Consider the following 19,495-nt stretch of genomic DNA (forward strand, 5'->3'; position numbering starts at 1 on the left):
GTTTTATGCCTTACCCAGAAGCAATGGTACAGCCCATGCGTGCAGAGCTTACGCAGTTGGGCGTTGACGAATTGAAGACGCCGGCGGACGTGGACGCTGCATTTGACGCGGCCGACGGTACGATGCTCCTCGTGGTGAACTCGGTGTGCGGATGCGCGGCCGGCAACGCCCGCCCGGCGGTCGCGATGGCCCGCGAGGCCGACGTGCAACCCGACCGCTACGTAACGGTGTTTGCGGGGCAAGACCTGGAGGCCACCAAGCACGTGCGCGATACCTACCTGCCCGGCATCCCGCCGTCGTCGCCGTTCATGGCCCTCTTCCGCAACGGAGAGCCCGTGTATATCATCGAGCGGAAGCACATTGAAGGGCGTAGCGCCAACGCCATTGCGGCGGACCTAAAGCACGCGTTTGAGGCGTATTGCACAGACGAGGAACCGCCGTCCGATGCGCCCACGCATCCGGCCGATCCGCGCACGGCGTCCAACGACAACGTGCCGTCCACTTTCCGTTCCATCATGTAGCCCCGCGCGTTGCTGCCTGCTTGCAGCGCGCACCTTCATCATCGCGCCCCACGCTGCCTCATTGGCCCGTGGGGCGTTTCGTTTGCATCCCCAGCCGTGCACTGTTGTGGTTTCATCAACGATGCCCCGCTTCGCCGTCCTTCTCTTTCTGACCGTATGCAGCATCGGCTGCTGGCCCCAGAACGAGTCCGGTGCGCCGCCGCCCATCGCGGCCGGACGCTATCAACTTTTTGTGGACGGCGCGCGCGTCGACACGCTGCGTGGACCGGCGTACTTTTTCACGGCGGACGATCGGCTGGTGCGCCTGGAGCTTGGCGCGGCCGGCGCGATGGGCCTTTCGGTGGAGGTCGATCCGCTCCCGCTGCGCCGCCGCACCTACCACGTCATCGATCCGGCGTTGCTTGCCGTTAAGCGCCCCGGCGGGCGTCCGGGCATGGCGGGGTTTTTGGAGCTCACCGGCGGCCACACCTTCACAACGGAAGCCGGGTCGCTGCACGTTGCGCACGTGAGCCCAACCACCGTTGGCGGCACGCTCGACCTTGTGCTGCAGGCGCCTCCGGCCCCGGGCAGCGGGTGGGAAGGCACCGTGCACGTAACGGGCACCTGGCGCGCGCAACGGCCGTAGCCGTCCGTAAATTTTCCAGGATGTGCATACGCGCGGTGAACCGCCCGCTGCTTGGCAGAGTAGAGCGCATCGCGCCGTCTGTTGCTCCGTTGCCGTCCCTGTTATGAAAACCTACCCCGCCGGGCTCGAAGAAAAACTCGGCTTCGATGTGTTGCGTCAGCGCCTGCTTGCGCGTGCCAAGAGCGACTTGGGGCGCGAGCGGATTGAGAAGATGGCGCCTGCCCGCACGATGTCATTTCTGGAAGACGAGCTCACGCGTGTGGCGGAGCTCCAAGATGCGTTCCGCTACGATGCGGCCGTGCCGCTGCATCACGTGCACGACCTTCGGCCAATCCTGAAGCGGGCGGCACCCGAGCAGGCGTACGTAGACCCCGAGGAGCTGCATCAGGTGCGCCTGGTGCTGCGGACGCTGCGCGACCTGCAGCGCTACTTTGGCGATCGGGCGTCGGACTACCCGCAGCTGGCACACGCCGTGGCCCGCGTCGATCCGCTGGATGATGTGCGGGCGCACATCCGCTCCATCCTTACAGACGAGGGGCGGTTGCGTGACGACGCATCGCCGGAGCTGCAGCACATCCGCCGCCAGATTCAGCAGCGCGAGGCCGACCTGCGCGCGGCCCTCGACCGCGAGCTGCGCAAGGCCGTGGGGCAAGGCTACGCCACCGAGGAGCAGCCGACGCTGCGGGCGGGGCGCATGGTCATTCCCATTCGGGCCGAGGCGAAGCGCAAGGTGGAAGGCTTCGTGCACGACACCTCCGCCACGGGGCAGACGGTGTACATCGAGCCGGCGGCGTGCCTGTCGCTTAACAACGAGGTGCGCGAGCTGCGGAGCGACGAGCGCCGCGAGATTGAACGCATCTTGCGGGAAGCCACCGGTCGGCTACGTGCGGCGCGCGCGGCGATGGATGATAATCTGAAGGCGCTGGCGCAGTTCGATTTGCTGCAGGCCAAGGCGGGCCTCGCCAATCGGTTGGAAGCGGTGGTGCCGCAGCTTAACACCACCGGGCGTATCGATCTGCACGAGGCGCGCAACCCGGTGCTGCAGCTTCATTTTGCCGAGGCGCACGAGGGCAACGGACGCGATCAGGTCGTTCCGCTGACCTTATCGCTGGGCGACGACTTCAACACGCTGGTCATTACCGGGCCCAACGCCGGCGGCAAAACCGTGGCCATGAAAACGGTGGGGCTGCTGTCGCTGATGCTGGCGTACGGCCTGCCGGTGCCCGTCGCTCCCCACTCCACGTTGCCGCTGTTTGGCCGCCTCATGGTCGACATTGGCGACGAGCAATCCATTGAAGACGACCTGTCGACGTTCAGCTCGCACGTGGGCAACCTGAAGCACATGCTGCAGCACGCCGACGAGCAGGCGCTGGTGCTGATCGACGAAGCCGGCACCGGCACCGATCCGGACGAGGGCGGTGCGCTGGCGCAGGCGGTACTGGAGGAGCTGACGGCTCGTGGCACCCGCACGCTGGCCACCACGCACCACGGTACGCTGAAGGTGTATGCCCACGAGGCCGAGGGGGTGGAAAACGGGTCGATGGCGTTCGACCAGGCGACGCTGGAGCCCACGTATCAGTACCAGGAAGGCATTCCGGGCTCCTCGTACGCCTTCGACATTGCCTCGCGGATGGGCTTGCCGGCGTCGTTGCTCGACCGGGCGCGAGCGCTGGCGGGCGAGCAGAAGACGGCGATGGAGGACCTCATCACCACGTTCGAGGAGCGCACCCAGGCGCTGGAGCGCGAGCTGGCCGAGGCGCGCAAGACCCGGCGGGCCGCCGAAAAGGAGCAGCAGCGCTACGAGGACAAGTGGCGCGCCGTGCAGAAGGAGCGCGAGGACTACCGCCAGCAGGCGCTGGAGGAGGCCGAGCGCATCGTGAAGAACGCAAACGCGCGGATCGAGCAAACCATCCGTGAGATCAAGGAGGCCGAGGCCGAAAAGGCGGCCACCCAGAAAGCGCGGGCGGCGCTTGAGGACTTCAAGGAGGATCTGCAGGACGAGGCAGAGCAGGCCGCCGACGCCCGCGAACCAGCAGACGATACACCCACAGCGTCGCCTTCCGAGGCCCCTTCCGACGCCCGCTCCTCGTCCCCCGCCCAGCCATCGCCCGCGCCGCAAACCGCACCGGCAGCCGTCGCCGGACCCATTGCCGCCGGCGACCGGGTGGTGCTCGATGACGGCGACACCGAGCTGGAAGTAGAGCGCGTCGAGGACGATGAGGCCGTCGTCATCATGGGGCAGATGCACATGCGCGTCGACCTGGAGCGCCTGACCAAGGTGGGCGGCCCCAAAACCAACGAGACCCCGCGCTCTGGCGGCTACACCGACGATATGATGCGCGCGCTGGAGGCGAGTCCGTCCATTGACGTTCGCGGCGAGCGCGCCGAGCAGGGACGCCTGCGGGTGCAGCACTTCATCGACGATGCGATTGCCGCCGACCTTGACTCCGTCGAAATTCTGCACGGCAAAGGCACCGGCGCGCTGCGCGCGGCCATCCATGAGATGCTGACGCGGCGCCCCGACATCGCGTCGTTCGAGATCGCGCCCATCGAGCAGGGCGGCAGCGGCGTCACCATCGTCCGCCTGACGTAGCCGTTAGCGCTGCGCGAGGGGCTGCTGGGCGGCAAAAGCCGCGCGGCCTTGCGCCAGGAAGTCGGCAAAGGCGTCAACGGAGGCCGTGCCGCTGTGCTGCGCCAACACGGTGCGGCTGAAGGGATCCACGACGGCATACGTGGGAAGCGCCGTGGTGCCGGTCATGCGTAACTGCATCCGCTGGAAGCGCGGGCCCTCGTCGCCGTCGGTGTACAGCCGCAGCAGCGTGTAGTGCGCGTCAAACTGGCGCGCCACGGCCGGTTTGGGAAAGACATTGGCCTCCATTGCCCGGCAGTTGGTGCAGGTGTATCCGGTAAAGTCGATGAACAGCGGCTCGCCCGCAGCCCGCGCCTGTTCGAACGCGTCCTTCGGGGCATCGGTGTGCCAGCGCTCGGCGTGCGAGGGGGCCGACGTAGCCGTTGAGGTGCTCGCCAGCAGACTCACGTCGGAGGCCTGGCGGGGCGGCAGGTAGGCGTCGGCCGCCCCCAGGGGCGCGCCCAGGAGGCCGGGCAGCAGGTACAAGGCCGTTCCGAAGAAGCCCACGGCCATGAGGAGGCGGCCCACCCCAATCGATGCGGGTGGCGGATGGTGCGCAAGGCGCAGTTTGCCGATGAGGTACAGGCCGGCCAGGAAGAAGATGACCACCGTGAGCGCAATCGCCAGCGGGCGCGAGAGGAGGTTGGTGCCCCACACGAGGTCGGCGTTCGACAAGAACTTGAGCGCCGCGGCGAGTTCCACAAAGCCTAGCGTCACCTTCACCACGTTCATCCACTCGCCCGATTTGGGAAGCCGCTCCAGCGCATGCGGGAACAGCGCAAATCCGATGAACGGCGTGGCAAACGTTGCGCTAAAAGCGGCCATGCCCACGACGGGATAGAACCACGCGCCGCCCGCGGTGGCCGCCAGCAGCCCGCCCACGAACGGTGCGGTGCAGGAGAACGAAACGAGCGTGAGCGTGAGGCCCATGAATACTACGCCCGCCATGCCCGAGCGGGCCTCGCCCTGGCTGTTGACGTAGTTGATGAGGCGGTTGGGCAGGCGCAGCTCAAAGAGGCCCAGCAGCGACAGCGCAAAGATCACGAAGATGCTGCCAATGAACAGGTTGACCCACGGATTCGCCGCAATGGATTGGGCCCCCGAGGCCCCCACAAGCAGCGCCATGAGCACGCCCAGTCCGGTAAACGTGGCGATGATGGCCACGCCGTACCACCCCGCCATGCGCACCGCTTCGGCCCGGCCGCCGGTGTGTTTGGTGAAGTAAGACACCGTGAGCGGAATCATGGGAAAGACGCACGGCGTGAGCAGGGCGGCCGCTCCGGCGCCAATGGCCAGCAGCAGAAACCCCCACAGGCCGCCGTTGGCCCCCGCGGTAACGCCGGAAGCATCCGCGAGCGACGGTTCGGGGGCCGTTGTGGGCGCCGGCTTTGCCTTCGCGGAAGGAGCAGGCGCGGCAGCGTCTCCCGACGATGCAGCGGGCGGCGTCGTGCTTGGGGTCGTCTTAGGGGCCGATGCGTCGGTTGATGGAGTAGCGGGGGCAGTGTCTGTCGTGGCGTCTGCCGTAACCGGCGATGCCTGTGCATCGGCCGATGGGGCTTGTCCCGGAATCACGCGCAAGTCAGCGTTAAACGTGGTGCGGGTAGGCGGGAGGCACATGGTGGGGTCGCACACCATGTACTCCACAACGCCGGTCACCGAGCGTGCGCCGGTGGAGGCGCTAGCGGTCGTCCGCATCGGCGCGCGCAGCGTGGCCGTATCGGTAAAGTAGGTGACGTCCTTTTTGAAATTCGGGGCGTACCCTCGCTGCGGGGGCGATTGCCGGGTGGGGCCGTTGGGCGCGAAGCCCGCAGCCAGGGAATCCCATTGAAGGTTGACGGCGCGGCTGGGCGGTGGCGAGTCGAGCGCGTACATCTTCCAGCCGTCGGCGATTTGGGCGCGCAGGCGCACCGTGAACGTATCGCCCTGGGCGACAACCGGCGGCGCCTCGGCCGTCCAGGTCACCTGTTGGGCCGAGCCAAGGAGCTGCGCCTGGGCCGTGGGCGCCGCGAGGCCCGCGACCCACAGCACGGCAGCAGCCATCAACCAGCGGCGAAGCAGAGAAGAAACCGTCATAAACGTCCTACATGAAGCCTACATACCAAACGGGTGCCACGCTACGTCCTCGTAACGAGCACCCGTTTCGGATGTTGCTCAGCGTCGTGTGCGGGCTGTGCTAAAAATCACCGCCCGATTCGGGGATGACCTGCAAGCTCAAGCGGGCTTCGACGTCGGAGTGCACCTGAATGTACGCCGTGTAGTTGCCCACGCGGCGAATGTCTTCGTCGAGGCTGATGTCGCGGCGGTCAATATCGAAGCCGCGGTTGGCCAGCTCCACCGCAATCTGTTGGGTGGTAACGGTGCCAAAGATGCGGTTGTCTTCGCCCGTTTTTGCCGTAAAGACGACCTGCATGCTCTCCAGCTCCTCTTTAAGGGCTTCGGCGTCTTCCTTTTTGGCGGCAAGCTTACGCGCCGCCTGACGCTCTTCTTCGCGCACTTGCTTAATCATGCCGTCGGTGGCAATGCGCGCGAGGCCCTGCGGGATGAGGTAGTTACGGCCGTAGCCGTCGGCCACTTCGTGAATTTCCCCGGCGTTGCCGAGGTGATCAACGTTGTCCTTCAGAATGACTTTCATGCGTTTACAAGTTGTGGTTCAACAGGTAACAAGCGAGGCGCGGGGTTAGCGCACGTTGTCTTCCACGAAGGACAAGAGGGCGAGGTGACGGGCGCGCTTGATGGCACGCGTCACTTGGCGTTGTAGGCGGGCCGGCAGGCCGGTTACGCGGCGCGGCAGGATCTTGCCTTGCTTGTTCACAAATTGCTCCAGGTACTCGGCGTCTTTGTAGTCGATGTACTCAATCTGGTCGTACTCGAGGTCGTTTTGGTCAGCCATCAGTCGTTGGTGTCGTTCAGTGAATGGACGGGCAGGGGCGGTTACGCGTCGTCGGAGGCCACGGCGCGGCGCGAGGCTTGCTTCTCGTAGTGGCGAATCATCTTCGCATCCATGCGCAGCGTGAGGTAGCGCAGCACGTCGTCGTTGATCTCCATCTGGCGCTCCAGCTGTTGAATCAGCGTGCCGGGGGCCTTGAAGTACATGTTCACGTAGTAGCCGCTGCGCTTGCGGTCAATCTCATACGCGAGGCGCTGGCTGCCCCACTCGTCGACCTCAAGAATCTCGCCGCCGTGCTCTTCCACAAACTGATTGGTGTTGCGGATGATGCCGTCGACCTGGTCTTGCTTCACCACGCCGCTGATGACGTAAGTGAATTCGTACTGGTTTTTGCGTTGAGCCATGTGATAGATGCTCCCTATGGAATGAACGTAATGCATGCCCCGTTGCAAGCGGAGCAGGGAAAATATAGCAGTTCATGCTAACGGCGTGACGCCTGAAATGTCCCGCCATCAGTTGAAGAGCCCGTGGAAACCCCCAACGAGCGCCTACGGACGCCAAAAGGTGGGGGCAAAGAGCACGAGTACGGTAAACAGTTCCAGGCGCCCGGCCAGCATGAGAAATGACAGCACCCATTTGGCAAACATCGAGAGGTGGGCGTAGTTTTCGGTGGGGCCCAAGGTGCCAAACCCGGGGCCGATGTTGCCAAGGCACGAGAGCACGCCGCCGATGGCGGTCAGCAGGTCTACGCCGGTGCAGAAGAGCAAGAACGTGCCCACGGCAATGAGCCCGGCGTAGCACACCATGAACGAAAGGACGTTGCGCATCACGTCGTCGGGCACCACCGATCCGTTGAGGCGCACCGGCAAGATGGCCTGCGGGTGCACGAGCTGCCTGAGGTCCTTGAACGAGTTTTTGTAGAGCAAGACGTGCCGGATGACCTTCACGCCGCCGCCGGTTGACCCGGCCATGCCGCCCACAAAGAAGAGGAGAAAGACGACGCCAATGGCAAGCGGCGGCCACAGCTCGTAGTCGGCGGTGGCAAAGCCGGTGGTGGTTACGAGCGAGATGACCTGAAAGAGCGCCACGCGTACGGCTTCGTGGAAGCCCTCGTACACGGGTGCGAAGGCCGCGCCGTGCAGATCGGCAAGCGGGCGCCACGTGGCCACCGTGATGAGCAGCGCCGCGCCGCCCACAATGCCGGCGTAGGTGCGCAACTCCGTGTCCTTTGCCACGATGCCCACGTTCCCGCGCAGCAGGCGGAAGTGGAGCACGAAGTTCATGCCGGCCAAAAACATAAACACGATGATCACCCACTCCACGTACACCGATTGCAAGCCCGCGACGGACGCATCCTGGGTGGAGAAACCGCCCGTGGCCATGGTGGCAAACGCGTGGTTTACGGCTTCAAAAAGGCCGATGGCCGGGGTTAGCAGCGCAATTTGCACCCCGGTGATGGCAACGTAGATGAGCCACAGCTTGCGAGCGGTCTCGCGAATGCGTGGCGTTAGCTTGTCGGCCGAGGGGCCGGGTACTTCTGCCTTGAAGAGCTGCATGCCGCCGACGCCCAAAATGGGCAGGATGGCCAGCGTGAGCACGATAATGCCCATGCCGCCCATCCAGTGCGCCAGGCTGCGCCACAGCATGTGGGCGCGGGGCATGGCGCTGATGGCCATATTGCCACCGCCGCCAAAGATGGTAGCGCCGGTAGTGGTAAAGCCGCTGATCGTTTCAAAATAGGCGTCGGTGTAGCTCTCCAATACGCCGCCAAAGATGAACGGAAGGGCACCAACGGCCGAGAGCACGGCCCAGGCCAGGGCCACGATCACGAAGCCCTCGCGCACCCGCAGCGCGTCCTCGCCCGGATCGTCGATGCCCCACCAAGCGGCGCCGCCCAACGCCCCGGCAACGGTCGCCGTCGTGAAAAAGCTGAGCGCGGCCTGCATTTCGAGGTAATACGCCCCCGTGAGCGCAGGCACGAGCAGGGCGGCCGCTAAAAAGAGCAGCAGCCCGCCCATCGTGCGCACCACCACCGGCACGTGCAGCACGCCCTTCGACAAATCCCAGGTATCGATATCACGCATGGTGAAACAGGCGCTCGGCGGCTTCAACTTTGTCGGGAAGAACGAAGACGATGGCCCGGTCGTGCGGCGCGATGCGGGTGTCGCCGGTTGCAATCTCGGCGTCTGCTTGGTCGTGCCCCACCGCGGCAATCATTACGCCGTTGGGAATGTCGAGGCCCTTGAGCGGCTGGCGGGTGACGGGCGCGTCCTCGGCGGCCACGATCTCCAAAATTTCGGCATCCAGGCCGTGCACCGTCGCCACGCTCAGCACGTGCTTGCCGCGCAGGTAGCGCCGGACTTCGCGCGATACCGCCAGCTTTTTGCTGATGGCGGCGTCGAGGCCGATCGCCTGGCTGATGGGGATGTACGCTCCTTTCGAAAGGAGGCCGACGGTTTTGTACACGCCCAGGTGCTTGGCAAGCAGGCTGGTGACGAGGTTTGATTCCTCGTCGTTCGTGACGGCCACAAAGGCATCCATTTCGCCCAATCCCTCGCGCACCAGCAGGTCGACGTCGGTCGCATCGCCGTGCAGCACCATCACATGCTCCAGGCGCTCGGCGAGGGCCGCGGCTCGCTCGCGGTCGGGCTCGATAAGCTTCACGCGCCGCTCGGGGCTGTGGCTGAGCCGCTCGGCAATGCTGGCACCGGTGCGCGTTCCGCCAAGGATCATCACGTCGCGCATCTGCACGTCGCCCTTACCCATGGCGCGGGCTACGTCGGCGGCGCAGTCGGGCTTTACGAGGACAAACACCTGGTCGTTGGCCTGCAACGTCTCATGGCCACGCGGCAAAATGGAGCGCGCGCCGCGCACAATGCCCTGCACGCGAAAGGCCAGGGACGGATGCTCTTTGACGAACGCCCGCAACGTTTTCCCCACCGCGGGCGACGACTTGTCGAGGCGGATGCCGACCAGGTGAAGCCGCCCGTCGCCAAACGTAAGCACATCCGTAGCGCCGGCGCGCTCCATCAGTTGTACCACCTCCAGCGCGGCGCTCTCTTCGGGGTGGATGATGAGGTCGATGCCAAAATCTTCGCCGCCTAACACGGCGTCGGTATCTTTGAGCTCGTCAGACCGGAGGCGGGCCACGGTGGTTTCAACGCCCATGCGGTCGGCCATCATGCAGGCAATGAGGTTGACCTCGTCGATGGCCGTTACCGCGATGAGCATGTCGGCCGCCTGGATGCCGGCCCGGTCGAGAACGCGGGTGGAGGTGCCGCTTCCTTCCACCGTAAGCACATCGAGCTGCTGCCGGACGCGATCTAAAATTTCTGGATTGATGTCGATGACGGCGACATCGTGTTGCTCGGTGGCCAGCATCTGGGCGACATCGAAGCCTACTTCGCCGGCGCCAACGACTACAATTCGCATGGGAGGGGCCGCAGCATTGGATCATGGAGAGGAAAAAAGTGCAGGCGTGCCAACTCGCAGCAGGGCGGGGTGATCCTGCCGGTAGGTGGCGCGGGCAGCGGGGCCGTCATTGGGCGATGGGGGCCTGCAGGGCGCCGCTCGGGATCTGCCAGGCGTCGGTTAGGGCGCGGGCCCAGGGGCGGATCTCGCCGCACAACGTGTTCACTTCGGTGCGAATGGCTTTCGACTTGGGCGCTTCGAAGTAGCCCTTTTCCAAGAACCAGGCACGGTGCGCTTCCAACCGATGCAGGCCGTACAGGCAACGGATCGTGTTCAGCACGGAGCGGCTGGAAGCGTCTTCTACTGTAGCGATGCGATCGACGAAGCGCTCAAACACGACCCGCTCGGCGTGCGCGTGGGCAAGGGTAAGCAGATGATCTTGAACCTCCACAAACGCATCGAACGGGGCCGCGCCGTTGTCCATCCGGTGCTTGAGGCGCTGGGCGGCCGATTGTACGAGCGCGCGTTCACGAAAGCGCAGGGCGTCGCCTTGCATATCGGCCTCGCGCAGGTGTTCGGTGTCGGTGGCACGCTTCACGATGGGGTTCATCTCGGTGACGCGGGTGGTGACCTCGCCGGCCACAAAGCGCATCATGCCAAGCACGTTGAGGTCACGAAACTCGCGCTGGAAGTCCGAGAGCAAGCCCTTGGCCACCTGCAGCATCAGCACGGTGTTGTCGCCCTCGAAGGTCGTAAAGACGTCGGTATCGGCTTTGAGCTGGGCAATCTGATTTTCGGCGAGGTAGCCCTGCCCGCCGCAGGCCTCGCGGGCCGTTTGGAGCGTGTGGGTGGTGTGCCAAGTAGCATAGGCCTTCAGGGCATTCGCCGTGGCCTCAATATCGGAGAGGTTCGCCCCCGCGGCGCGCGCGGCAAATCGTTCGGTCAGGTCCTCCAGGGCCATGTGCAGGGCATACGAAGTGGCGAGCGGCGGCAACAGGCGGCGCTGGTGCGTGCGGTAATCCAGGATGCGCACCTCGGAGCGATCTTTAGGGCCAAACTGTCGTCGCGTGTTGCCGTAGCGAATGGCGATGGTAAGGCCCTTCTTGGCCGCGTTGAGCCCGGCGCGCGCCACGCTGATGCGTCCGCCCACCAGGGTGCTGAGCATTGTAAAAAACCGGCGGCCCGCGCTGGGGATGGGGCTTTCGTAACTGCCGTCGGGGTGCACGGTGGCGTAGCGGTCCAGCAGGTTGGCGCGCGGGATGCGCACCTGATCGAACCACAGCCGTCCGTTGTCGACGCCGTTGAGGCCCATCTTTTCGCCGCAGTCTTCGATGCGCACGCCGGGGGCGGGGGCGCCGTCGGCCGTGCGGATGGGTACGAGGAAGGCGTGCACGCCGTACGTGGTGCCTTCGGTTTCGAGCTGGGCGAACACCGTGGCCAGCTGCCCGTGGGCCGCGGCATTCCCGATCCAATCCTTGCGCGCGCTGTCGTGGGGCGTGTGCAGGATAAACGTTTCATCGGAAGGGTCGTAGCGCGCGGTGGTTTGCAGGTCGCGCACATTCGACCCGTGGCCGGTTTCGCTCATCGCAAAGCACCCCGGAAGGTCGAGCGTCCCGGCGCGTTCTAAGTACGTCTCGTGGTGCCGTTGGGTGCCCAACTGTTGCAGGCTGCCGCCAAAGAGCCCAAACTGCACGCCGTACTTCACCACCACGCTGAGGTCGCCATACGCCAGCATGGCAAAGGTGGTGATGAACGCCCCAATGTCGCCGCGGCCGCCGTACGCCTTGGGATAGGAGAGGGCGCCGAGGCCCTGTGCGGCCAGCCGCTTGCAAACGTCCAGTACGGCCTCGCGGTAGGCCGGCGTGGGCAGCGACGGGTCGGGGTGCAATGCCGGGTCGTTGAGGAGTGTGCGCAGGCGGTCTTTGATCTCGGCCCGGTCGCCATCCAGCACCGCCTGCAGCTGCTCCACAGCAAACGGAAGATCGGGCGCGTCGGGCGGGGGCGTGTCGGCCGATCGGTGTCCCAGCAGATCCCCCAGCACCTCGCGGCTGTCCACGCCCAGTGCGGCTTCGATGTCGGCCAGCGCCCGCGCGGTGGCGTCCGGTAAATCGCCATTGGTAGCAAGCGCCTGCGCCAGCTCGGTAAGGGAGCGCGCCGTCGCCTGGGGAATATCGTCCGCAGCCGTCTGCAGCGCGCGCACCCATCGAAAGTATTGCGTCGCCGAGGGGGGATCGGACGGGTCGGTCCATGCCTTGAGTCGTTTGCAGAGGTCCGGTGCGGCATCATCGAGCGCGGCGCAGCGGTCGTGTATCAGGCGCTGCTCGGCGGGCGTCAGGATGCCGTCGGCCCAGGCCAGGTACAGCAGCGGAAGCAGCGGGCGGGGGACATTGGAAGCGGAGGACATACGGCCGGGCGATTTGTGTGTAAAACATGCCCACCCAATGTACAAACCACATGCGGCAAAGGCCACCGCCTGCACGCTGCGTCAGGGCAATCGCATCAATTTTAGGTTCGTGTTGATGCCGATCAGAAGTGATTTGCAAAATGACGATGATGTGGCCCGGAAGTATGAGCTGGCTTTAAAGCACTCGGCGCGGTCTCACGATTCCTCATGCCGTTGTTCTGTCAGTGCGTCTCTCTCCGATTGCAATATCCGGCAAGTTTTTGCTCGCTTGTGGAGATTGCCCCTCCGGGATGACCTAAAGGCCTCACCACAGGCATGACCTTCGGCCTCGCCTCCGGGATGACTTAAGGGCCCACGCGCGGCCTTCGGCTCCTCGCCATGACAACAGTGGTTGATGATAGAAATGCAATGTTGGTGGTTCAGATGGCTGTTTGGACAGGTTTCACCAACTGCACGTGCAAAGCACAAAAAAGGAGTACACTCCTTGTCATCGCGAGGAATGAACGCATGTGAATGACGTGGGGGCCGGAGGTCATGCCCCTGGTGAGATCTCCATGTACAGGCAGGAGCGTCCCATTGCGGAGATTGCCCTTTCAGCATGACCTTGCTCCTCCTTCTTGGATGGCCTAGCTAGAGGCTTCGGCACGGGCATGCCCAAACTCTCTCCCAAGATGTCCAGGGCCGTTGCATACATTGTGCTTGTTCGCGCTTACGCTGTTCGGAAGTGATATGCAAAATGACACCGACGTGCCGCGGAAGCGCGAGCCAGTTTTGAAGTGCCCAAGACGGATGCACGATTACGCGTGCGATGGGCCTGCAGGCCGCGTGGATGCAAGCCGCCGTCTGCCTCCTCCCTACAGGTGGCAAGATCTTCCCGATCTGTAGAAACTACCGGCGCCGGCATCATTTTTGTGTTTACAGATTGTGTCTGTACAGCGGGCAACACCCGCGCATTGGTTCGCGGTACGGGGGGCTTGGGGAGCGGAAGCATCCTGAACGACCGTGGGGCCGCCGCATGCGTGGTGCAGGGCCTGCCGCCTCGACATCTACTCAACCGTACATCGAACGTATGACGCACCATCTCATCAAGCGCGCCCTCGGCGTACTATCTGTAGCCCTTCTTGTGCTTGTGGGCTGCGACACAACCGCCTCTTCGGTGCCGTATCCTGAAGCCAATGGTCGGCTGCAGGTCCATCTCACGGATGCCCCGGCCGAGCTGGCCAAGGCGGTGGTGACCATCGAGCGGGTGACGCTAGTGCCCTCCGGCGCGGCCCGCGAGCCGGTGGTGCTCAGCGATGCGGCCCAGACCGTTGATTTGCTGACGCTGCAGGATGGCCGGACGCTGCAACTGGCCGATGCCCCGGTGCCGCCGGGCACTTACGAACAGCTCCGATTGATTGTGGGCACCGAGGGGTACGTCGAAAAGGCGAACGGCGCACGTGTGGATCTGAAAGTGCCCAGCGGGCCGCAAACCGGCATCAAGATCCTGCTGCCCTCGTTTACGGTCGACGCCGGAAGCGACGTGGGAAGCGTAACGCTCGACTTCAATGTCGAGCAGTCGTTCATCGAAACGCCGGGGCGCTTTCTGCTGAAGCCCACCGTGCGGGTGCAATCGTTTACGTTTAATGCCGAGCCCGTGACGACGGTGCAGCTCGATGGCATCTCGCACGGACTGGACACCGAAGCCCGCATCGTTGAAGTGGGCGGCGTGCCGGTGCACTACAACGAATCTACGGTGTTTGTCCTGGAAAACGGCCTCGACAGCTACTACGACGGCATCGACCTGGGCATCGACGCGGTGTTGCGTGACGACGGGACGCTGGTGGCGCGCAAGGTGGAAAACATCGAGCCCTACGATCGCGGGGCGGTGTACGTCTTTGAGGCCCCCATTGCCTCCGTAGATACTTCGGCCGAGCGCGTGACGTTCGATCTGCTGGGTGTCCCCCTGATGGTGGTCGAGGAAACGGAGTTTGAAGCCGGCTACGCGGTGGACGACCTCGCGCCCGGCGTACGGGTGAACGTTGGCTGGGGCGAGCTTCGCAACGACAACCTGGCACGCTACGTTCAGTTTGAAGAAGAATGAGGCGGTGCGGCAATCCATCCGCGCCAGCGGTATACGGCGTAGCCCGCGTACTCCTTGAGGGCGGCGGTGGTACCGGCGAGCGCGGCCGCATCGGGCAGAAATGCGAGCACCGTATCGGACCGCTCCACTGCTTCGTAGTCTGTTGGGGCAGGGTGTACCACCAGGCCCGTTGACCGGAAGGTGGCAAGCGCGCGCCGCATATGGAGCGCCGACGTAACGAGCAAGAGTGTGTCGCGCCCGGTGCGGCGGGCAAGCTGGGCGGTGTGTTGCGCATTCTCGTACGTCGAGCGGCTCTCCGCCTCAAGGATCACATCGCGCGGCGGCACCCCAAGCTGTTGCAATACGATCTCCATGGCCGGTGCCTCCGACTGCTGATGCCAGGGCACCGCACCGCCGCTCGCGATGATACAGGGCGCGTGGCCCGCCTTGTAGAGGCGCGCGGCATGCAGCACCCGGTCGGCTGCGCTGTTGAGGTCGGGATAGAGCCGCGGCGGGTGGGCTGCCGCAATGCCACCGCCCAGCACCACAATCGCATCGGCCGAGGGGGTAGCGGCGATCGGTTGGGGTGGATGCTGCTGTTCGAGCGAACGACGCAGCGCCGTGGAAACGACGGGCAGAGCGGTTACATACAGCAGGAGGCCGCCCGCGAACACCACTCCAAGCCCCCACCGCGGCGCGCGCAGCGCCCACAGCCCGCCGCCCAGCACCGCCAGGAGGCTCCAGGTGAGCGGGTACAGCAGCAGCGTCAGAACCTTGGAGAGGTAGAGGCTACCCATGCGCCCGGGCGGAAGACAACGGGGCAGGAGCGGACGGTGAGACGGAGGCGCGCAGCAGGTGGCGCAGCTCCTCGCGTTGCTGCCGCACAGCAAACGCGCCGGCCGCGATGCACTCGCGCCGCATGCTAAAGTCGAGCGTGTCGATGGTGCGCGAGAAGCGCGCCCGCAGCACGCAATCGGCCTGCTCAAACCGAATCTCCGACAGCCGCATCTGGCAGATCTCAACCGCGCGCAACGCCGCTTGAAAGCCGTTGCACACCGACGTGGGCGCGAGGGTCTGCGTCGGGTCCACCGCAATGACCACCGAGGGATCAAACGTGCGGGCGAGGTCTACCGGCGCCGAGTCGGTAAAGATGCCGTCCACCAGCTGGCGATCGTTGAGAGCATACGGCGGAAGCACGCCGGGGATGGCCACGCTGGCGTAGACGCGTTCGGCGGCATTGCCCTCACGAAAGACGACCCGCTGCCCCGACCGCAGATCGGACGCACAGATGGCGAGTGGGAGGCGGCTGTCTGAGAGGTCGCGGTCGTTGGTGACGTCCTGCAGCACGCGCATGCCGGCCGCCTGGCACGGCTCGCCGACGCCCCATCCGGTGCCCATCGTCACCAGCGACCGGACCACGTGCCACATGGCCTCGATGCGCGGGCGCCACCCCCGGCGAAAGTCGTGGCTCGTGGGAAATGGATCGGGGAAGGCTGTAGTGTCCATGCGCAAGAGCGCCTCGTACCAGTCATCGCGCAGGGCATAGGTTGCCCCCACAAGGGCTCCCATCGACACGCCTACGATGGCGTGGGGTCGCCAGCCCTCTTGGGCCAGCGCGCGAAGCACACCCACGTGCGCATAGCCGCGGGCGCCGCCGCCGGCCAACACCAGCGTAAAGGGGCGATGCGGGTGCTGCGATGCAGTGTGTGCGTCTGGCATACAACCGTAGATGTTGTGACGGGCGTAACGTATGCAGCATACGAGATGGCACGCCCTACATCAACCCAATCGATCGCAGAGAGGGGTTCCCCCGCATTCTACGCTGCAGCGGGGCACACGGGGCATCACTGCCCGTCTCCTTATCGGAGGGCCGCGCTAAAGGAGCCCCCTGCGTGCCGGTCTCCCACCGCACCCATACGGAGCGGTTGCCGGCATTGCCTAAATCCAATGTGTCAAAGTGCTGAAACCGATGGAAGATGGTTGGCTTGCCAACGCCCTGCGGGGGCTACAGCGTCTTGTGTGCCACACATCCGCTCGGCATGTCGGCTACGGCTTACGTGTAGCGGCCGACGTGTGGCGCACAGACGGCCAAAGCAACATTGCGGCCACCCCACCGGCTCCCTCGCTCAGCAGCATGAGGACGAGGGATCCGTGTAAATCACCGAGTGCAATTCCAAGGAGCCCCATCAGCACCCCTACGACCAGCGCCGCGGTTAATTCGGTGCGTTGAAGACCGTCAAGAAGAAGGGCGACGCCTCGCCCGAGAAGCAAAACCAACGCACCCACAGAGGCAGCCGCCCCAACGAGCAGCCATGCTTGGTCGGCCAGTGTGCCAAGGGTCAGAAATAGCAGTGTGCCGGCAAGGCTACCGAACAGAAGGTTGCGGTATCTCTTGGCTTGATTGTCACGTAACATATTAAATAATTATATTAATAATAAATCCAATGTATTATTTAACTTTTTTTGGGAGAGGCGCACCATTTCCAATCCATTTCGAAATATCGTCCGAGCCGTGATGACGCGCCAGTACCTGATACTCGGACAACTCAATCCATCCAGATTGAGGATTAACCGTGCGTTTCAAGAGTACGACTTGAGGGATTCCAGTATGGGCTGAAGAATCGGACCATAAAAACCGAGAAACGGCGAGATTTATCCAGTTCTTCCCCACGATCACCTCGTCCCACCGGCCATTTTCCTGAAGAAATTTGTACCCAGTGGACACCTTCCAGTCCATGGCTACTCCCATCGCTGAAAAATACCAGCCACGTTCCTTCGCGCGCTGGTCGAGGATAATTTTCATCCTCTTTATAGCCTGCTTCACCTTGGGGGCATGACAAGGGCCACAGCTTTCAGCCCCCATATATACAGCAACGAGTTCCGTGCCAGCCTTGAGCTCATACTCGGGCACATAAGTACTATCCTGTGCTGTGACAGACGAGATATCGGAGATAAGAATCAGTACAAGCAGAAAAAAGATCGAACGGAGCATAAGCGTCTTGATTTTCAATTCGAATTGTCAACGATAACATCTGCTGCATAACGAGATTGAGCTTAGCAGCCCTGGGGAGCCTGGCACCACTGGTGAATTACAATTACGACACAGCACGCGGCGTTGGGTGAAATGCCGGAGCCTTGCGTCCGTCCTAACGCCTGTTTGGTCTCGATCAGATGATTAACCTTCGCGTCGGCAAAGGCGGACAGCATCCGGCGCTGCTTTCGTAAAATCGAGCTTTCAAGCATTGCATAAAATAACAGATTCCTGCATCATTCGCAATCCTGTGGCACGCGCTCCAAGGCAATTGCATCCACCGTTCCAATCTACCCCCCGCGGCCCGCGTTCGTATGTGAGGCGACGATGTCCCCGCGGCGCACATCAGATTAACGGAGTGCTATCTTTGCCCGCGTATGCTGCGGCGGGGGAACTGATGAAAAAAAGGCCGCATTGCATCCCTCGCACTCCTCTGTCCACAAATGACTTGTGCTATGCTCCGTCGCCTGCTGCTCGTTGCTGCATTCCTCCTGCTGGGAAGCGCTCCCATGGCCCACGGCCAGACGTCCGATACGCCAAAAAAAGTGATCCTTCTCATTCCGGATGGCTTTGGGCCCGCCTCGCACACCATGGGGCGCGACATGCTGCGCGCGCTGCGAGGGCAGGAGATGACGGTGCTGGATAGCCTGCAGACGGGCTCGGTGCACACCTACTCCACCAGCCAGCGGATCACCGACTCGGCGGCGGGGGCCACAGCGTACGCCACGGGCGTCAAAACGTACAACGGCGCCATTGCCGTAAACCCCAAGAAGCAACCGCTGGGGACGATTCTGGAGGCCGCCGAGGCCCGCGGCATGGCAACCGGGCTGGTGGCTACGAGCCGCATCACGCATGCCACCCCGGCTGCCTTCGCGGCGCACGTGCCCGACCGCGACCAGGAGAACGAGATCGCGGCGCAGATGCTCAAGCATAACATCGAGGTAGTGCTGGGCGGTGGGCGGCGGCACTTTCTCCCCACATCGGATGACGGGCGGCGCGCCGACGGCCGCAACCTGATCGAGGCGGCCACGGCCGACGGCTACCGGTATGCCGCGACGGCCAAGGAACTAGCCGCTATTGAGCAGCCGCCGGTGCTCGGACTCTTTGCCGCGAGCCACATGGCGTACGAGATTGATCGCGAAACGACCCAGCAGCCGTCCCTTGCGGAGATGGCGCGCACGGCGATCGATCTGGTGAAAGACGATCCCGAGGGCTACTTCCTCATGATTGAGGGGAGCCGGATCGACCACGCCGGGCATGCCAACGACGCCGCGGCCCACGCCGGCGATATCCTTGCGTTCTATGATGCCGTACAGGTGGCGCTCGACGCGGCCCGCGCGCAGGGCAACACGCTCGTCGTGGTGGTCTCGGATCATGCCACCGGCGGCCTGTCGCTGGCGCGCGAGGTGGACGGCGAAAGCGAATACCACTGGTATCCGAAGAAGCTCGCGCAGGTGCAGGCCTCGCACGGCGCGATGTATGCAGCCGCCAAAGAAGCCCGCGAACCGGCCAAGGTCGTGCAGAAAATGCTTGGCTTCAGCAACCTGACCGACGAGGAGCGCAAGCACATTGCTGAAGCAGCCACCATTGGAGATGTTTACACGTTTGGTGGTGTCATCACCGACATTGTGGGCCGCCGGGTGCGCACGGGCTGGACGACCCACGGCCACACGGCCCGCGACGTGAATTTGTACGCCTTCGGCCCGGGGCGCGCGCACTTCATCGGGCACCACGACAACACGTACGTCGGCGACACGCTCGCCCGGCTGATGGGCGTGAACCTGGACGCCCAAACCGCACAGCTGCGCAAGGATATGGCCTCCAAAGCGGCCGCTGGAAAATAGCACGCGCCTGCATCCTGTGCTGCATACGCCGTACCGACACGGCGCGCATCGACACGGCGCGCCCTGTCGGTACTTATGGTT

Annotated in this window: 15 protein-coding genes; 5 read left to right on the top strand and 10 right to left on the bottom strand. The window is 64.0% G+C overall.

The window, feature by feature from the left end; translation table 11 throughout:
* Positions 1-35 precede the first annotated feature (35 nt).
* The 3 genes from SALLO_RS0102340 to SALLO_RS0102350 all read left to right on the top strand — a co-directional run bounded on the left by SALLO_RS0102340 (position 36) and on the right by SALLO_RS0102350 (position 3,739).
* The gene (locus SALLO_RS0102340; RefSeq protein WP_407689954.1) at positions 36-521 is read left to right on the top strand and encodes a BrxA/BrxB family bacilliredoxin; all 486 of its coding nucleotides are present in this window, start codon (positions 36-38) and stop codon (positions 519-521) included.
* Between the two features lie 121 nt (positions 522-642).
* Positions 643-1,146: a hypothetical protein gene (locus SALLO_RS0102345; protein ID WP_022834719.1), complete on the top strand. Its 504-nt coding sequence runs from the start codon at positions 643-645 to the stop codon at positions 1,144-1,146.
* A gap of 103 nt (positions 1,147-1,249) precedes the next feature.
* Entirely contained in the window at positions 1,250-3,739 is a 2,490-nt protein-coding gene (locus SALLO_RS0102350; protein ID WP_022834720.1) for an endonuclease MutS2, read from the top strand.
* A gap of 3 nt (positions 3,740-3,742) precedes the next feature.
* Here the strand turns inward: SALLO_RS0102350 and SALLO_RS17540 are convergent, their stop codons facing one another.
* The 7 genes from SALLO_RS17540 to SALLO_RS0102385 all read right to left on the bottom strand — a co-directional run bounded on the left by SALLO_RS17540 (position 3,743) and on the right by SALLO_RS0102385 (position 12,477).
* Complete coding sequence (locus tag SALLO_RS17540) at positions 3,743-5,848, bottom strand: protein-disulfide reductase DsbD family protein (RefSeq protein ID WP_051141261.1); 2,106 nt, start codon at positions 5,846-5,848, stop codon at positions 3,743-3,745.
* A 100-nt stretch (positions 5,849-5,948) separates the two neighbouring features.
* Positions 5,949-6,407 (bottom strand): 50S ribosomal protein L9, encoded by a 459-nt coding sequence (gene rplI / locus SALLO_RS0102360; protein WP_022834721.1) that lies wholly within the window; start codon positions 6,405-6,407, stop codon positions 5,949-5,951.
* A gap of 45 nt (positions 6,408-6,452) precedes the next feature.
* Positions 6,453-6,665 carry a 30S ribosomal protein S18 gene (gene rpsR / locus SALLO_RS0102365; RefSeq protein ID WP_022834722.1) on the bottom strand — a complete coding sequence of 71 codons (213 nt, stop codon included), beginning with the start codon at positions 6,663-6,665 and terminating at the stop codon, positions 6,453-6,455.
* A 41-nt stretch (positions 6,666-6,706) separates the two neighbouring features.
* Positions 6,707-7,066, bottom strand: a complete 360-nt coding sequence (rpsF, locus tag SALLO_RS14650) for a 30S ribosomal protein S6 (protein WP_022834723.1) — start codon at positions 7,064-7,066, stop codon at positions 6,707-6,709.
* Between the two features lie 144 nt (positions 7,067-7,210).
* Entirely contained in the window at positions 7,211-8,746 is a 1,536-nt protein-coding gene (locus tag SALLO_RS0102375; protein WP_022834724.1) for a TrkH family potassium uptake protein, read from the bottom strand.
* Entirely contained in the window at positions 8,739-10,094 is a 1,356-nt protein-coding gene (gene trkA, locus SALLO_RS0102380; protein ID WP_022834725.1) for a Trk system potassium transporter TrkA, read from the bottom strand. The genes SALLO_RS0102375 and trkA overlap by 8 nt, the downstream gene beginning before the upstream one ends.
* A gap of 106 nt (positions 10,095-10,200) precedes the next feature.
* Positions 10,201-12,477, bottom strand: coding sequence for an acyl-CoA dehydrogenase family protein (locus SALLO_RS0102385; RefSeq protein ID WP_022834726.1), 2,277 nt, complete (start codon positions 12,475-12,477; stop codon positions 10,201-10,203).
* Between the two features lie 1,069 nt (positions 12,478-13,546).
* Between SALLO_RS0102385 and SALLO_RS0102390 the strand changes: the two genes are divergently transcribed.
* Positions 13,547-14,560 (top strand): DUF4382 domain-containing protein, encoded by a 1,014-nt coding sequence (locus SALLO_RS0102390; RefSeq protein ID WP_022834727.1) that lies wholly within the window; start codon positions 13,547-13,549, stop codon positions 14,558-14,560.
* On the opposite strand, the gene SALLO_RS0102395 is transcribed toward SALLO_RS0102390, so the two are convergent.
* From SALLO_RS0102395 to SALLO_RS0102410, 3 genes are all read right to left on the bottom strand, one after another.
* Positions 14,542-15,336 carry a YdcF family protein gene (locus SALLO_RS0102395; protein WP_022834728.1) on the bottom strand — a complete coding sequence of 265 codons (795 nt, stop codon included), beginning with the start codon at positions 15,334-15,336 and terminating at the stop codon, positions 14,542-14,544. The genes SALLO_RS0102390 and SALLO_RS0102395 overlap by 19 nt on opposite strands.
* Positions 15,329-16,258: a patatin-like phospholipase family protein gene (locus SALLO_RS0102400; RefSeq protein WP_022834729.1), complete on the bottom strand. Its 930-nt coding sequence runs from the start codon at positions 16,256-16,258 to the stop codon at positions 15,329-15,331. The genes SALLO_RS0102395 and SALLO_RS0102400 overlap by 8 nt, the downstream gene beginning before the upstream one ends.
* A 730-nt stretch (positions 16,259-16,988) precedes the next feature.
* Positions 16,989-17,531 carry a hypothetical protein gene (locus tag SALLO_RS0102410; RefSeq protein WP_022834731.1) on the bottom strand — a complete coding sequence of 181 codons (543 nt, stop codon included), beginning with the start codon at positions 17,529-17,531 and terminating at the stop codon, positions 16,989-16,991.
* Between the two features lie 494 nt (positions 17,532-18,025).
* On the opposite strand from SALLO_RS0102410, the gene SALLO_RS0102415 reads away from it, so the two are divergent.
* Complete coding sequence (locus SALLO_RS0102415) at positions 18,026-19,414, top strand: alkaline phosphatase (protein ID WP_022834732.1); 1,389 nt, start codon at positions 18,026-18,028, stop codon at positions 19,412-19,414.
* Positions 19,415-19,495 lie beyond the last annotated feature (81 nt).

This window comes from Salisaeta longa DSM 21114 (assembly GCF_000419585.1).
Lineage (GTDB): Bacteria > Bacteroidota > Rhodothermia > Rhodothermales > Salinibacteraceae > Salisaeta > Salisaeta longa.

Bases quoted from the DNA above. Each gene is read 5' to 3' on its own strand.
- SALLO_RS0102340 (WP_407689954.1), top strand. From the start codon at position 36: ATGCGTGCAGAGCTTACGCAGTTGGGCGTTGACGAATTGAAGACGCCG.
- SALLO_RS0102345 (WP_022834719.1), top strand. From the start codon at position 643: ATGCCCCGCTTCGCCGTCCTTCTCTTTCTGACCGTATGCAGCATCGGC.
- SALLO_RS0102350 (WP_022834720.1), top strand. From the start codon at position 1,250: ATGAAAACCTACCCCGCCGGGCTCGAAGAAAAACTCGGCTTCGATGTG.
- SALLO_RS17540 (WP_051141261.1), bottom strand. From the start codon at position 5,848: ATGACGGTTTCTTCTCTGCTTCGCCGCTGGTTGATGGCTGCTGCCGTG.
- rplI (WP_022834721.1), bottom strand. From the start codon at position 6,407: ATGAAAGTCATTCTGAAGGACAACGTTGATCACCTCGGCAACGCCGGG.
- rpsR (WP_022834722.1), bottom strand. From the start codon at position 6,665: ATGGCTGACCAAAACGACCTCGAGTACGACCAGATTGAGTACATCGAC.
- rpsF (WP_022834723.1), bottom strand. From the start codon at position 7,066: ATGGCTCAACGCAAAAACCAGTACGAATTCACTTACGTCATCAGCGGC.
- SALLO_RS0102375 (WP_022834724.1), bottom strand. From the start codon at position 8,746: ATGCGTGATATCGATACCTGGGATTTGTCGAAGGGCGTGCTGCACGTG.
- trkA (WP_022834725.1), bottom strand. From the start codon at position 10,094: ATGCGAATTGTAGTCGTTGGCGCCGGCGAAGTAGGCTTCGATGTCGCC.
- SALLO_RS0102385 (WP_022834726.1), bottom strand. From the start codon at position 12,477: ATGTCCTCCGCTTCCAATGTCCCCCGCCCGCTGCTTCCGCTGCTGTAC.
- SALLO_RS0102390 (WP_022834727.1), top strand. From the start codon at position 13,547: ATGACGCACCATCTCATCAAGCGCGCCCTCGGCGTACTATCTGTAGCC.
- SALLO_RS0102395 (WP_022834728.1), bottom strand. From the start codon at position 15,336: ATGGGTAGCCTCTACCTCTCCAAGGTTCTGACGCTGCTGCTGTACCCG.
- SALLO_RS0102400 (WP_022834729.1), bottom strand. From the start codon at position 16,258: ATGCCAGACGCACACACTGCATCGCAGCACCCGCATCGCCCCTTTACG.
- SALLO_RS0102410 (WP_022834731.1), bottom strand. From the start codon at position 17,531: ATGCTCCGTTCGATCTTTTTTCTGCTTGTACTGATTCTTATCTCCGAT.
- SALLO_RS0102415 (WP_022834732.1), top strand. From the start codon at position 18,026: ATGCTCCGTCGCCTGCTGCTCGTTGCTGCATTCCTCCTGCTGGGAAGC.